This window comes from Pseudogemmobacter sp. TB195, assembly GCF_058313095.1.
On the sequence record NZ_JBZEGG010000020.1, the window covers coordinates 15,003 to 28,671 of the forward strand.

Genomic DNA, 13,669 nt, shown 5'->3' on the forward strand with positions numbered 1-13,669 from the left:
GAGCTAAATGCCGCGCCAACGGGAGTGCGCATATGACAGAAGCCCACCTGTCGGCGCCCGCCGGCGACAAGGAGAGATCTGCGATGAAGGCCGAAGTTTTCCTGCCCGACGATTACCGCCCCGCCGAGGGCGAGCCCTTTATGAATGATCGTCAGCTGGAATATTTCCGTCGCAAGCTGATCATCTGGAAGCAGGAGCTGCTTGGCCAGTCCGCCGAGACCCTTGGCAACCTGACCGAAAGCGGTCGCAATGTGCCCGATCTCGCTGACCGCGCCTCGGAAGAGACCGACCGCGCGCTGGAACTGCGCACCCGTGACCGGCAGCGCAAGCTGATCTCGAAGATCGACTCGGCGCTGCGCCGCATCGAGAACAACGAATATGGCTATTGCGAAATGACCGGCGAGCCGATCAGCCTCAAGCGGCTGGATGCGCGCCCGATCGCGACCATGACGCTCGAGGCACAGGAAAAGCATGAGCGCCGTGAAAAGGTACATCGTGACGACTGAGGGCTGTCAAAGGCCCGTTCCGGGACAGCGCCAGGCGTGGCAAGGCTTGCAAACAGGCCGCTGACACAGGAAAAGAAAGCCGGGCTTCTGCCCGGCTTTGTCATTGCCGGCGGGCTGACCGGTTTCTCAGGATCAGGACAGAATGACGCTCAAAGACCAGGCGGTGACCATACTCGGGGCGGGGGTTGCGGGTCTTGCGCTGGCGCGGGCGCTGGCGCTGAAGGGCGCGCGGGTGATCGTGATGGAACAGGCCGATGCCATCCGCGAGGTCGGTGCCGGTTTGCAGATCAGCCCGAATGGCGCTCGGGTTTTGCAGGCGCTTGGCCTGGGGTCCGCGCTGGAGGCCGCCGCGCTGCGCGCCGGGGCGGTCGAGCTCTGCGACGGCTTTGACGGCAGCCTCGTGACGCGGCTCGATGTGGCGCGGCTCCGCCCTGATCAGGGCTGGCATTTCCTGCACCGCGCCGATCTGATCTCGCTTTTGCTTGATGGCGCCAAAGCTGCCGGCGCCGAGTTGCGGCTGTTGCAAAAAGTGCGCCGCGTCGATCTGAGCGGGGCGCAGCCGGTGGTTGAGACCTGCACCGGTGCACTGGAACCCGCCTCAATCCTGATCGGGGCCGATGGGCTGCAATCCCATACCCGCGCCGCGCTGAATGGCGAGGCGAAGCCGGTTTTCACCAGGCAGGTCGCCTGGCGCTGCCTTGTGCCCTGCGATCCGTCCGAGCCGAAGGTCGCCGAGGTCCATATGGGGCCGGGGCGGCATCTTGTCAGCTATCCGCTGCGTGGCGGCACGCTGCGCAACATCGTCGCCGTCGAAGAGCGTGACCGCTGGACCGAAGAGGGCTGGTCTATCCGCGATGATACGATGGAGCTGCGGCTGGCTTTTGCCGATTTCAGCCCGCGTGTGAAGGGCTGGCTCGACCAGGCCGGGGATGTCTGGCTCTGGGGGCTTTTCCGCCATCCGGTCGCGAAGACCTGGGTCCGGGTGCTGCCCGAAGGTGCGGTGGCGCTCATTGGCGACGCCGCGCATCCGACTTTGCCCTTCCTTGCTCAGGGCGCGAATATGGCGCTGGAGGATGTCTGGACGCTGGCGGCGATCTTGGAACGCCACGGCACGGCCGGGCTGGTGGCCTATCAGGTGTCTCGCGCGCGGCGCACGCAGCGCATCGTGACGGCGGCCAGCCGCAATGCGCGCGCCTATCACCTTTCGGGCCCTTTGCGCGCGGTGGCGCATCTGGGGCTGCGGCTTGGTGGCCGCATTGCCCCCGGTGCCGCGTTGTCGCGGTTCAACTGGCTTTATGATTACGATGTGACGAAGATCGGCTGAGATCGCTTACGCCGCCAGACGCACCCAGACCGGCACATGGTCTGACGGCTTGTCCCCGGCGCGCACATCCTTGTCGATGCCGGTCTCTTCCAGCAGATCCGCTGCCTGGGGCGTCATCAGCACATGGTCGATACGGATCCCGTTGCCACGCTCCCAGGAATTGGCCTGGTAATCCCAGAATGTGTATACACCGGGGCGCGGGTCGCGGGTGCGGATCGCTTCGGTCAGGCCGAGGTTCAGAAGCCTGCGGAACGCAGCCCGGCTTGCGGGCAGGAAAAGCGCATCCTCCAGCCAGGCCTCGGGCTTTGCGGCATCCTCGGACTGGGGGATCACATTGTAATCGCCTAAGAAAAGCGTCGCCTCTTCCAGCGCCAGCAGGGTGCGCGCGCGGGCCTCAAGCCGTTCCATCCAGGCGAGTTTATAGTCATATTTCGGCCCCGGCGCCGGGTTCCCGTTCGGCAGATAAAGCCCGCAGACCCGCACCACGCGCGGGCCTTCAACCACAGCCTCGATCCAGCGCGCCTGTTCGTCGCTGTCATCCCCCGGCAGGCCCCGTGTCACATCGGAAAGCGGGTATTTCGACAGGATCGCCACCCCGTTGAAGCTTTTCTGGCCATGGGTCTCGACCTGATAGCCCATCTCCTCAAAGAGCTCGCGCGGGAAGCCCTCATCGACGGATTTGATCTCTTGCAGGCAGACCACATCGGGTTCGGCCTCGCGCAGCCAGCGCGGCAGTGCCTCGATCCGGGCCTTGATGCCGTTGATGTTGAAGGTGGCGATCTTCATGGCATTCTCCCGGAGAGGTGAGCGGCGCGAGGAGAGGCCCCCGCGCCGGAAGGGGTTACGAGCGCAGCGCGCCACCGGTCGCCTTGGTGACCTTTTCGATGACCTTTGCCGAGACGGCTTCGATATCGGCATCGGTCAGCGTGGCGGCGGTCGGTTGCAGCCGGACGGTCAGCCCGAGCGATTTCTTGCCCTCGCCCATCTGTGCCTCGGCCTTATCGCCGGTGAAGTGGTCAAAGACGCGGACAGACTCGATCAGGGCCTTATCGGCACCAAGGGCGGCGTTGACGGCCACCAGGGCTTCGGTCTTTGCATCGACCACGAAGGCGAAATCACGCTCGACCGCCTGGAGGTCGCTGATCACCAGCGCCGGGCGGGTCGGTGTCTTCACCTTGGGCGCCGGGATATTGGCGATCTGTACGGTAAAGCCGACCGCCGGGCCTTTGACCCCCATCGCGGCCAGAACGCGCGGATGGATCTCGCCGTAAGTCGCAAGCGTATTCGGCCCAAGGCCGATCACGCCCGAGCGGCCGGGATGCCACCAGGCATCGGCTTTGCGGGTGATCTGCACCTTTGCGGGCGCGCCAAGTGTGGCCAGCACCGCCTCGACATCGGCTTTCGCATCGAAGACATCGACCGGACGGCGCGAGGCCCATGGATCGCGCGGCGCCGAGGCGCCGACCAGCAGGCCCGAGGCCAGCAGCACCTGTTCCCCGGGCTCACCGCCGGAGAAAACCGGGCCAACCTCGAAAAGCGCCATATCCTGGAAGCCGCGCGCCTGATTGCGCGCCGCTGCCGCCAGCAATCCCGGCAGCAAGTCGGGGCGCAGATGGCTCATCTCGGACGAGATCGGATTGTCGACCTTCACCGCATCCGTGCCACCCCCGAACAGGGCCGCAGAAGCGCCGTCGATAAAGCTGTAGGTCACGCATTCATTATAGCCGAGGCCGGCGATCTGGCGCCGCGCGGCTTTCTCGCGGATTTGCATCGGCGTGAGGATCGGCTTCGGCACGCCCGGGAGCGCTCGGGTCAAAGGCGCGCCGACCAGTTTCGTCAGGCTCGCGATCCGCGCGACTTCCTCGACCAGATCCGCCTCGCCCTGGACGTCGGGCCGCCAGGAGGGGGGGGCGGCCATCAGCCCGTCCATCGTGAAGCCAAGGGCTTGCAGCGTGCGGATCTGTTCGGCCTCGGGGATCTCCATGCCGACAAGGCTGATCAGCCGTGCCGGATCCAGCCGGTAGGCGCGGGTGGTGTCGGGGGCGGCGCCATCGCTCACGACATGGCTGGCCTCGCCGCCGCACAGATCCAGCACCATCTGCGTCGCCAGTTCCAGCCCCGGCAGGGTGAAAGCCGGATCAACGCCACGCTCGAACCGATAGCGCGCATCCGAGTTGATCTTGAGCGCGCGCCCGGTGGCGGCGACGGTGATCGCATCCCAGAGGGCGGATTCCAGAAAGACCGTGGTGGTCGCGTCGGTGCAGCCCGATTCCTCGCCCCCCATGATCCCTGCAAGGCTTTCCGGCCCGCGCGCGTCTGCGATGACCATATCACCGGCGCGCACAGCATAGGTCTTGCCATCCAGCGCCAGCAGGGTCTCGCCGGCAACTGCCGGGCGGATATGCAGCTCGCTGCCCTCCATCCGGTCGACGTCAAAGACATGCAGCGGGCGGTTCAGCGCGAAGGTGAAATAGTTGGTGATATCGACCAGCGCCGAAATGGGGCGCAGCCCGATGGCCTTCAGCCGGTTTTGCAGCCAGGCGGGCGAGGGCCCGTTCGTCACCCCCCGGATCACGCGGCCTGCAAAATGCGGCGCGGCTTTGGATTTCAGCGCAGGCTCGATCCGCACCGTCACCGGACTGTCGAACGTGCCGGCAACCGGCGTGATTTCCAGCGGTTTCAGCTGGCCCAGCCCACGCGCGGCCAGATCGCGCGCCACGCCCCGGATCCCAAGCGCATCGGGGCGGTTCGGGGTGATCTTGATCTCGACCACCGGATCATTGACGCCCTTATAATCGATGTAGCGCGCGCCCAGCGGCGCATCCGAGGGCAGTTCGATAATGCCGTCATGATCGTCCGACAGTTCCAGCTCGCGTTCGGAACACAGCATCCCGTTTGAATCCACGCCGCGGATGTTACCTGGTTTCAGATCGACCCCGGTGCCGGGCACATGGGTGCCCACCGGCGCGAACACACCGACCAGCCCGGTTTTCGCATTGGGCGCGCCGCAGACCACCTGGACCTCGACCGGATCCGATCCCGGCCCGCCCGGATAGGTCGCAACACGGCAAACGCGGAGCCGGTCGGCATTGGGGTGCTGCACCGCCTCGATCACGCGGCAGATGCGGAAGGCCCCGAGCCGTGCCGCCGGGTCTTCGATCCCCTCGACCTCAAGCCCCAGATCGGTCAGCGCATCGGCGATTTCCGTGACGGAAGCGCCGGTTTCCAGATGGTCTTTGAGCCAGGAGAGGGTGAATTTCATCGTCAGGTTCCGCTGAGGCGAGGCTATAGGGCAGCCGGTGGTGTCGCAGGTGGGCAGTCGCTTGTATCGCAAAGGGCATTAGCGCAATGGCGTTCAAAGGGAAAGGCGGCAGCGGCATATGCCCTGTAACGGGCAGCAGGAATGACCCGGACGGCAAGCCCGGCGCCTCGACAGAATGCTTGCCCGGAAGGGCCGGGCGATTTAACCATCACCGGACCGTTACTCGCCCGAAAACGTGCCGGAACAGATGACAGACAGTGTGACAGGCGGCGGGCCGGGCAGTGTGAAGGAAAAGTACTTTGTATGACGCGCCTCTGATTTCAACGTCGACGTTTTCCCTGATTAAGCAATTTGTGGCCCCGACCAGATCCGGGGGCAAAGGCTCGCGCCTCTTCGCCTGGCTTGCCTGCGCCGCGCTGCTCTCGGCCTGTGTCGCGCCCGGTGGAACAGGTGGGGGCACAGGGGGCGGCACGGCCAGCAAAGGCGGCGCGATGAGCTTTATCGGCGGCGAGATCCGGATCGAGCCGCCCGCCGGCTATTGTATCCATCCCGGTGCCAGCAGCGATTCGTCCGATGGCGCGGTGGTGCTGATCGGTGAATGTGCGGCGAAAGGTGCTGTGGTTCCCGCCGTGATCAGTGTCACCATCGGCGGCGAGGGATCGGCCGAGATCCTGCAATCCGGCGCCAAAGCGCTGTCGGATTATTTCATGTCGCGCCCCGGTCGCGCCGCCCTTGCGCGTGATGGCAACCCTGCCTCGGTCGTTGTGCGCCAGACAGCGCTGTCGGGAGGCGCGCTTGTCATGCGGATGTTTGACCGCCAGGTGGGGGAATACTGGCGCGCGGTGCTGGGGCTGCGGGGGCGTCTGGTCTCGGTCTCGGTCATGGCGCCCGAAACGAGCAGCCTGTCCCCCGACCAAAGTCGCGCGCTGCTGGAAAAATCCATCACTTCGATCCGCGCCGCCAACGGTTCGACGGTGAAAAAGCCAGCGGTTGCGGCACCCTGAAAAGGGCGCCGGGGATCTGGCCCGCAGCGGGGGCGATGTTTTCTGCTGCAACACCCGGCCCGGCCTGCTAACCAGGGCATGGGCCAGATGTGGGCCAGGGACTGTTTCGGCGGGCGGGACACAACGCGGCATCCGGCCCCGGGAATTTTGGCCAGACATACGAAACGGAAAGCAATGGCAGGGCGACTGAGAGAGAAACTTGACCGGCTCATCTTCCGCCGCGCGCTGGCGCGCTGGTCGGAAAACGCCGGCGAAGCCGCCACGACCCCGCTTGACCGCCTGCGCAGCCTGCGCGGCCTTGCCCGTCAGACCCGCCGCGAGGTCGACCGCGTCCTGTTCGAGGCCGAATACCGCCTGACCCTGCCGCTGATCGGCGCAGGATCCTTCCGCCGCCTGCCGGGTACCGACTGGGCCTGGCGCCCGGATCTGTGGAAAGGCCCGATCCCCGTCCCGGGCATGACGGCGGTCGAGGGCAAATCGCTGATCTGCGAGGGCACCACGCTGTTCCATGACTGCCGTCGTTCGGAACTGACCGTCCGCCAGCTGCGCAATACCCGCGAAGAGGATGTGGCGCCTTTTGGTTTTCGTATGGATGTCTTCCGCTTTGACGGCAGTTTCCTGTCGCTGGTGCTGGATCTGCCCGATGCGGCGGCGCAGGGGCTGCGGTTGCGGCACCTGATCCGGCTTGACGCCATCATCGAGGTGGAAAAACCGCTCGAAGTCTTTGCAAGGCTGAACATCCGCCATGGGCCGAATGTCGAACAGGTGGTGCGCGAGCTGCCGCTGAACGGCAAAGACGCCAGTGTCGAATTCGACCTCGCCTATACAAGGGTCAATGAGAAACGGATCGAAAAGCTCTGGATCGACCTGATTTTCGAAGGGCCCGAAATGAACCAGGTGACGCTGCGCGATCTGACGATCAGCCGGCGCCCCAGGGCCGAACTGTAAGGAACTGACCATGCCGGACGCCGTCACCCTGACCCGCACCCGCATCCGCGCCGGCACCTGGGAGGGGATCCTCTCGGGCGCAGGCGACACCGCCCCGACCCTTGAAGTCACGCTGGACGGCACAATGCAGCCCGGCGTCACCGTCACCCCGATCCCCGGCCGCTCCGGCGATTACGCGGTGAAAGTGCCGGTCCGGTCCGAGGTGCTGTCGGAAGGGGTCCAGACCTTCCTGATCCGGCGCAAGGGCGCGGCGGCCGAGCCGGTGCTTGCCCATTTCACCATCATCACCGGCGTCGCCATGGAAGACGATCTGCGCGCCGAATTCGACCTCCTGCGCGCCGAGCTCGATATGCTCAAGCGCGCCTTCCGCCGCCATTGCCTGGAAGCCGCCGGTCGGAGCTGACATCCGGCTGAACGTGTGACGCCAGAGGGAGGCGAGGACAGAAAACCCGATCCGGGCTTTCTCTTGACGATCCCGGCCTGCAAGGGCGCGAGCCGTTTCGTCAGCCGCCCCGCCGCCATCTCGCCCTCGAAAAACCGGATCAGATGGCCGGCAATCGCCCGCGTCTCATCATCCGGAGGCGAAATCGCTGCCGCCGAATCCTGTTTCTCAGTAATTACAATTGCCGCGATCTTTTCGGGCGGAATGGCGATCCAGGGCATGCCGATCCGGCTGTCCACCGTCACCACCGGAATGGGCATCCGGTTCGGCGCATAGGTCGGGATGAACACGTCATGCAGCCCCTCAAAACTCAGCGGCTGCGAAAGGTTGATCTCGACGATCACCTTATCCGCCAGAATGGCGAAACTCGCGGAATTGCCGATTGAGGTCGTGGGAATGATGCCGCCATCCGAGGTGATCGCCACCGCCTCGATCACCGCCACATCCACCCCCGGGATCTGGCCACGCCGGAGCTGTTCGACGGTTTCCGACAGATGCTGGTCAATGAACATGACCTCACCCGCGTTGATCGCCCGGCGCAGCCCCGGATCTGACTGGAACGGCATCCGCCGCGCCGTCACTTTCGCCTCTGCCAGGATCTTATCGAGGTCATGGCCGAGGCTCGCCCCGGTCAGCAGCGTGATCTTCAGCGGGTCGGTCTTTGCCCGTTCCGCCAGCGCCAGCGGCACGGCCATCGCCTCACCCGCACGGGTAAAGCCCGACATGCCGACCACCATCCCGTCCCGGATCAGGCTTGCCGCCTCAGCGGCAGAGACCACCTTGTCGCGCAGGGCCCCGTGACGGATCCGGTCCTCATACATGGCAGTGCTCCTGTGGCATCATGGCTGGCTGACCCCTGCTAGGGGCTGCGCGCCTGTCACGCAACTTTTGTATGCGAAAGTATGCGAAGACCTGATATGCAAAATTTGCATGCGTGCATCAATAAATGCATATCTCAGGCGATCAGAGCTGCCGCTTTGCCACCGCTCACCGTCAGGGCATCCCCGGGGGCTATCCCCAGCAAAAGCCCGCGCTGGCCGGCATTGATCCAGACCTTTTCCGCCGTCGAGACCGTCACTTCCAGCGCAACCGGCACCGCTTTGCGCTGCCCGAAAGGCGATATGCCGCCGGTATGATAGCCTGTCAGCTTCTCGGCCTTTGCCGGCTGCATCATCGCCGCCTGTTTGGCCCCAAAAGCCGCCGCCACCTTCTTCATTGACAGGCTTGCATCCGACGGGATCACACAGCAGGCGGGCTTGCCGTCAACCTCGACCATCAGGCATTTCAGCGCCAGATGCGGGTCAAGGCCAAGCGCCTCAGCCGCCGCCATGCCGATCTTTTCCGCTCCCGGATCATAGTTATAAGGGTGGAGCGTGAACGCCACACCCGCGCGCGTCAGCTGATCGGTGCCGCGCGTCGCTGCCATTACGCCGCCGCCTGGTCCCAGGTCTGGAAAAAGGTGCCCGCGGGCGAGAGGGTAAAGATCTCGCAGCCCGTCGCGGTCACGCCGATCGAATGCTCATATTGGGCCGAAAGCGATTTGTCGCGCGTCACGGCGGTCCAGTCATCGGCCAATGTCTTGGTCTCCGGGCGGCCCAGATTGACCATCGGCTCGATGGTAAAGAACATGCCCTCTTCGAGGATGATCTTATCGGCGCTGCGGGTATGGTAATGCAGCACATTCGGCGGCGCATGGAACACCAGTCCCAGCCCGTGGCCGCAGAAATCGCGCACCACCGACATGCGCTGCGCTTCGACATGGGTCTGGATCGCGCGGCCGATATCGCCAAAGCTCGCGCCGGGCTTCACCTCGGCAATGCCACGCATCAGGCTTTCATGGGTGACCTCGATCAGCCGCTCGGCCTTGCGCGGCATCTTGCCGGCCGCATACATCCGGCTGCTGTCGCCATACCAGCCATCGACAATCACCGTCACGTCGATATTGGTGATATCGCCTTCGGCCAGCACCTTCGGCCCCGGGATCCCGTGACAGACGACATGGTTGATCGAAATGCAGGAGGCGTGCTGATAGCCTTTATAGCCGATGGTTGCCGAAATCAGCCCGCGCCGCCGGATCTCCTCGCGGATGAAATCGTCGATGGACGCCGTGGTCACCCCCGGCTGCACCAGAGGCGCAACCATGTCGAGGATCTCGGCCACCTGCCGCCCCGCCGCACGCATCCCCGCAAAATCCGCCTCTTCATAGATGCGAATACCGTCCTTTGTGATCCGTCCGCGCGTGTCCATCGCCCCTCGCTTTCAAGGCTTTAGATAGGCAATCGCAAATAAAAACACCAGAGCCACCGGCGCCCTGCCATTTTCTGTCTGTAAATATCCTCCGGGGGTGTGGGGGTGGAAAACCCCCACCGCCACGCTATACCTTTACGCGCAACGCATCTGATGAGGCGCCTATGGCCAATCCCAAAGCCGCAATGCTGGTGATCGGGGACGAGATCCTCTCCGGCCGCACCCGCGATTCCAATCTCTGGCACCTGGCGGGTGAACTGACCCGCGCCGGCATTGACCTGACCGAGGCCCGTGTGGTCGGCGACGCACATGCCACCATCGTCGCGGCGGTCCGGGCGCTCTCGACCTCGCATGACTATGTCTTCACCTCGGGCGGCATCGGTCCGACCCATGACGATATCACCGCCGATGCGGTGGCCGAGGCGATGGGGGCGGCAATCTCACACAGGGCGGATGCGATGGCGCTGCTCAGGGCGCATTACGATCGTCAGAGCCTCCCCTTCAACGAGGCCCGCCAGCGCATGGCCCGGATCCCGGATGGCGCGGTGCTGATCGACAATCCGATCTCGGTCGCGCCCGGCTTCATCCTCGGCAATGTCCATGTCATGGCAGGGGTGCCGAATATCTTCGAATCCATGCTGGCTTCGGTCCTCCCGCGCCTCACCGGCGGGGCGCCGCTTTTGTCGCAAAACCTGCGTGTCATGCGTGGCGAGGGCGAGATTGCCGGCGATTTTGGCCGTCTGGCCGAAGAATATCCCGATCTCAGCATGGGCTCTTACCCGTTCCAGCAGAACGGCGCTTTCGGCACCAATCTGGTGATCCGCGGCACCGATCCGGGGCGGCTTGATCAGGCGATGATGCGTCTTGTGGGGATGTTTGGATGAACTGGCCGGGAAAACTCATAGCCGATGTTATGGAGGCCACCTGGCCGCCCTTTGCCACCCGTATCCTGGGGCCGTTCCACCTGCGCGACGGGGCAGGGGGCGGCAAACGCGTCTCGGCGGCCACCGTGCATGGGTCCTGGAACGAGGCGACGCTCAGCGCTGCCGAGGCCGCAATGGCCGAGCCGCTTTTCACGATTTACGAGCGTGACGCAGCCCTTGATGCCGCGCTTGAGGCGCGGGGCTATGCGGTGATCGACCCGGTGGTGATCTATGCGGCTCCGGTCGCGGATCTGCAACAGGATCTGCCGCCGCTGGCCGCTTTCCCGCATTGGCCGCCGCTGGAGACCGCCCGCGAAATCTGGGAACAGGGTGGGATCGGCCCCGCCCGGATCCGGGTGATGGAGCGCGTGTCCGGCGCAAAGACCGCGATCCTCGCGCGGCACAGCGACCGCCCGGCCGGCGCCTGTTTCGTGGCGCTTTCCGGGCATCATGCGATGATCCATGCGATCGAGGTCGCGCCGCATATGCGCCGCCAGGGCGCAGGCGCCAGTCTTCTGGCTGCGGCGGCAAACTGGGCCGCAGATGCGGGGGGCCATTCGCTCAGCCTCGCAGTGACAGAGCAGAACACCGCCGCCCGCGCGCTTTATGATCGCGCCGGCATGTCGATTGTGGGAAAATACCATTACCGGATCCGAAAGGGCTGAGTTCAGGCTCTTTGGTCCGGTCTGACCGAGGTCGTTACAGGGGTTCCGTTTGCCGTGACCTTCCGCTTGCCCCTGCCGGCCCTTGTGCTGGTTCTTGTCCCTGTGCTGCCCTTCGCCGCGCCGCAACCCTTGCGCGCGGCAGAACCATTTCAGCCGCTGTTCTCTTATCCCGTGGCAGGCGCCACCGCGCAGCCTGCAGCCTATGACAGCTATGATCTGCCGGTGGCGCCATGGCGCAATGACGAGCTGACGGTGGAAACTTTCGAGGGTCAGGTCGACCGCCGCGCCTGGCAGCTGGAAAGCGCCGGCGCCTCGCCCCTGGAATTGCTGGCGCCGTTGCGCGACCAGCTTCTGGCGCTGGGATACGAGGTTGTACTGGATTGCGAGGCACGCAGATGCGGCGGCTTTGATTTCCGTTTTGCAACCGAGGTGCTGCCTGAGCCGGGGATGCATGTTGATCTCAACGAATTCCGCTTTCTCTCTGCCCGTCGGGGCGATGAGGCCGTGGGGCTGATGGTCAGCCGCTCGGCCAGCGCGGGATTTGTGCAGGTGATTTCAGTCGGACGCGAGGCGCTGCCGGCGCCAATCCCGGGTATCGGGGTCCCGGGTAATTCGGAGCCTGGTATGTCGGGCACAAGCCCCGGTCGGCCAGATCCTGTGGCGGTTCCCCTGATCAAACCCGTGACGCCTGCCGCCCCCGGGGCTGAGGCAGACGGGCAGTCGCAGCTTGATGCCGGCCTGCCCTTTGCACTGGACGATCTGGTATTCGAGACCGGCTCCGCCGCGCTCAGCGATCGCGATTACGCCTCGCTCACCCTGGTCGCGGCCTGGTTGCAGGCCGATCCGGCCCGGCGTCTCATCCTGGTCGGGCATACCGATCTCTCGGGTGCGCTTGGTGCCAATATCGCGCTGTCGAAGCGGCGGGCCGAGGCGGTGCGTCAGGCCCTGATCACCGATTTCGGGATTCCGGCCGCCCGGATGACCGCCGAAGGCGCCGGCCCGCTTGCGCCGCGCGCCAGCAATGCGAATGATGAGGGGCGCCAGAAAAACAGAAGGGTCGAGGCCATTCCGGCCCCGACCTGAGTTTGGCTTCCCGACAAGGCGTGTAACGGGACAGCGGAATTTCAGATTCCGGGGCACTCAGTCGCCCCGGTGGTCACCTGTGCGGCTCTCCTTTGCGGGGTCACCACTTATCCGGCCCTTTGTCGATAAAGCGGCGTGCGAGGAAGTCGATGAAGGCGCGCACTTTCGGTTGGGTGAACCTGCCCGGCGGGTAGACCGCATAGATGCCCAGAACTTCGGTCGGCAGGCCGGGAATGGCCTCTTCGACCTGGCCCTGGCGCATCGAATCCGCATAGAGGAACGAGGGCAGATAAGCGATCCCAAGCCCCGCCAGGGCGGCGTTCAGCAGACTCTGCCCGTCATTCACCGTCAGCCAGCCATTCGAGCGCACCTGGCGGCGTTCACCCGAGGGCGCGGTCAGCTTCCAGACATTGCCATTGGCCTGGTTGGAATAATGCAGGAGCTTGTGTTCGTTCAGATCGTCGATCTTCATCGGGCGGCCATAGCGCTGGAAATAGCTCGGCGAGGCGATCATGCGCTTGGTGGTCTCGGTCAGTTTGCGGGCGCGAAGCGAACTGTCTTCCAGCTCACCCACCCGGATCGCCATGTCGAACCCTTCCGAGATCAGCTCTACATAACGGTTGTTGAGCACCATATTCACGGTGATATCGGGGTATTCCAGCAGGAAATCCCCCAGAATGGGCGAAAGCAGGTTCACCCCGAAATCGGTCGCAACCGAAATCCTGAGCAGCCCTGAAGGGGCCGATTGCATCGACGTCACCAGCGCATCCGCTTCGCCGGCGTCATTCAGCACGCGGCGGGCGCGGTCGTAATAGGCAAGGCCAATCTCGGTCGGTGAGACACGTCTGGTGGTCCGGTTCAGCAGTCGCGCACCAAGCCGTGCCTCAAGCGAGGAGACATGTTTCGAGACGGCGGATTTCGAGATCCCCATCTTCTTGGCCGCATCTGTGAATCCGCCCTGATCCACAACGGTGGCAAAAGCTTCCATCTCGGTCAGTCGATCCATCGGGTTCCTCGGCAGCAGAATTGAGGGCAGAAAACTGGGGTAGCGACGCAGCCATAGTGCCCGGAGGTCCGGGCTGCGCGGTCAGCGCATCTTTGCCCGGGAAAGACCCTCCAGATCCTGGGCCTTCGCTCTCTTTGCCCCCCAATTCGGGCGGGATCGGGGCAGAGACGCGACCTATCCGGGGAATTTGCAGGGATCGTTGAAGGCACGGAAACGGCGACCCTGGTCCGGATGGGCGGTTTGTCTGTGCCCATCCGAC

Annotated in this window: 13 protein-coding genes; 7 read left to right on the top strand and 6 right to left on the bottom strand. The window is 64.6% G+C overall.

All coding sequences use genetic code 11. The annotated features are described in order from the left end of the window. The first annotated feature begins 83 nt into the window (after positions 1–83). A complete protein-coding gene (dksA, locus tag AC4FS3_RS19230; RefSeq protein WP_092901232.1) occupies positions 84–506 on the top strand; it encodes an RNA polymerase-binding protein DksA in 423 nt (140 codons plus the stop codon). A gap of 142 nt (positions 507–648) precedes the next feature. Further along, positions 649–1,830: an FAD-dependent monooxygenase gene (locus AC4FS3_RS19235; protein ID WP_491021886.1), complete on the top strand. Its 1,182-nt coding sequence runs from the start codon at positions 649–651 to the stop codon at positions 1,828–1,830. 6 nt (positions 1,831–1,836) lie between these two features. On the opposite strand, the gene xth is transcribed toward AC4FS3_RS19235, so the two are convergent. Next, positions 1,837–2,616 (bottom strand): exodeoxyribonuclease III, encoded by a 780-nt coding sequence (xth, locus tag AC4FS3_RS19240; protein ID WP_491021887.1) that lies wholly within the window; start codon positions 2,614–2,616, stop codon positions 1,837–1,839. 55 nt (positions 2,617–2,671) lie between these two features. Beyond that, positions 2,672–5,092: a phenylalanine--tRNA ligase subunit beta gene (pheT, locus tag AC4FS3_RS19245; protein WP_491021888.1), complete on the bottom strand. Its 2,421-nt coding sequence runs from the start codon at positions 5,090–5,092 to the stop codon at positions 2,672–2,674. Positions 5,093–5,445: 353 nt separating this feature from the next. Here pheT and AC4FS3_RS19250 point away from each other — a divergent pair, with 353 nt between their 5' ends. Continuing rightward, a complete protein-coding gene (locus AC4FS3_RS19250; RefSeq protein ID WP_491021889.1) occupies positions 5,446–6,096 on the top strand; it encodes a hypothetical protein in 651 nt (216 codons plus the stop codon). Between the two features lie 174 nt (positions 6,097–6,270). Next, positions 6,271–7,044, top strand: a complete 774-nt coding sequence (locus AC4FS3_RS19255; RefSeq protein WP_491021890.1) for a DUF6478 family protein — start codon at positions 6,271–6,273, stop codon at positions 7,042–7,044. A 171-nt stretch (positions 7,045–7,215) separates the two neighbouring features. Here the strand turns inward: AC4FS3_RS19255 and AC4FS3_RS19260 are convergent, their stop codons facing one another. From AC4FS3_RS19260 to map, 3 genes are all read right to left on the bottom strand, one after another. Further along, complete coding sequence (locus AC4FS3_RS19260) at positions 7,216–8,307, bottom strand: hypothetical protein (RefSeq protein ID WP_491021891.1); 1,092 nt, start codon at positions 8,305–8,307, stop codon at positions 7,216–7,218. 134 nt (positions 8,308–8,441) lie between these two features. Continuing rightward, positions 8,442–8,912: a YbaK/EbsC family protein gene (locus AC4FS3_RS19265; protein ID WP_491021893.1), complete on the bottom strand. Its 471-nt coding sequence runs from the start codon at positions 8,910–8,912 to the stop codon at positions 8,442–8,444. Then, positions 8,912–9,733, bottom strand: a complete 822-nt coding sequence (gene map, locus AC4FS3_RS19270; protein ID WP_491021894.1) for a type I methionyl aminopeptidase — start codon at positions 9,731–9,733, stop codon at positions 8,912–8,914. Before map ends, AC4FS3_RS19265 begins: the two co-directional genes overlap by 1 nt. 164 nt (positions 9,734–9,897) lie before the next feature. Between map and AC4FS3_RS19275 the strand changes: the two genes are divergently transcribed. From AC4FS3_RS19275 to AC4FS3_RS19285, 3 genes are read left to right on the top strand one after another with little or no spacing between them, the layout of a single operon-like run. Then, a complete protein-coding gene (locus tag AC4FS3_RS19275; RefSeq protein WP_198839037.1) occupies positions 9,898–10,617 on the top strand; it encodes a competence/damage-inducible protein A in 720 nt (239 codons plus the stop codon). After that, positions 10,614–11,321 carry a GNAT family N-acetyltransferase gene (locus AC4FS3_RS19280; protein ID WP_491021895.1) on the top strand — a complete coding sequence of 236 codons (708 nt, stop codon included), beginning with the start codon at positions 10,614–10,616 and terminating at the stop codon, positions 11,319–11,321. Before AC4FS3_RS19275 ends, AC4FS3_RS19280 begins: the two co-directional genes overlap by 4 nt. Before the next feature lie 54 nt (positions 11,322–11,375). Then, positions 11,376–12,404, top strand: a complete 1,029-nt coding sequence (locus AC4FS3_RS19285; protein WP_491021896.1) for an OmpA family protein — start codon at positions 11,376–11,378, stop codon at positions 12,402–12,404. A gap of 100 nt (positions 12,405–12,504) precedes the next feature. Here AC4FS3_RS19285 and AC4FS3_RS19290 read toward each other — a convergent pair whose 3' ends face one another. Then, positions 12,505–13,410 (bottom strand): LysR family transcriptional regulator, encoded by a 906-nt coding sequence (locus AC4FS3_RS19290; protein ID WP_198839040.1) that lies wholly within the window; start codon positions 13,408–13,410, stop codon positions 12,505–12,507. Positions 13,411–13,669: the final 259 nt, after the last annotated feature.

Excerpts from the sequence above, each read along its gene's own strand:
- dksA (WP_092901232.1), top strand. The coding sequence starts at position 84 with ATGAAGGCCGAAGTTTTCCTGCCCGACGATTACCGCCCCGCCGAGGGC.
- AC4FS3_RS19235 (WP_491021886.1), top strand. The coding sequence starts at position 649 with ATGACGCTCAAAGACCAGGCGGTGACCATACTCGGGGCGGGGGTTGCG.
- xth (WP_491021887.1), bottom strand. The coding sequence starts at position 2,616 with ATGAAGATCGCCACCTTCAACATCAACGGCATCAAGGCCCGGATCGAG.
- pheT (WP_491021888.1), bottom strand. The coding sequence starts at position 5,092 with ATGAAATTCACCCTCTCCTGGCTCAAAGACCATCTGGAAACCGGCGCT.
- AC4FS3_RS19255 (WP_491021890.1), top strand. The coding sequence starts at position 6,271 with ATGGCAGGGCGACTGAGAGAGAAACTTGACCGGCTCATCTTCCGCCGC.
- AC4FS3_RS19260 (WP_491021891.1), bottom strand. The coding sequence starts at position 8,307 with ATGTATGAGGACCGGATCCGTCACGGGGCCCTGCGCGACAAGGTGGTC.
- AC4FS3_RS19265 (WP_491021893.1), bottom strand. The coding sequence starts at position 8,912 with ATGGCAGCGACGCGCGGCACCGATCAGCTGACGCGCGCGGGTGTGGCG.
- map (WP_491021894.1), bottom strand. The coding sequence starts at position 9,733 with ATGGACACGCGCGGACGGATCACAAAGGACGGTATTCGCATCTATGAA.
- AC4FS3_RS19275 (WP_198839037.1), top strand. The coding sequence starts at position 9,898 with ATGGCCAATCCCAAAGCCGCAATGCTGGTGATCGGGGACGAGATCCTC.
- AC4FS3_RS19280 (WP_491021895.1), top strand. The coding sequence starts at position 10,614 with ATGAACTGGCCGGGAAAACTCATAGCCGATGTTATGGAGGCCACCTGG.
- AC4FS3_RS19290 (WP_198839040.1), bottom strand. The coding sequence starts at position 13,410 with ATGGATCGACTGACCGAGATGGAAGCTTTTGCCACCGTTGTGGATCAG.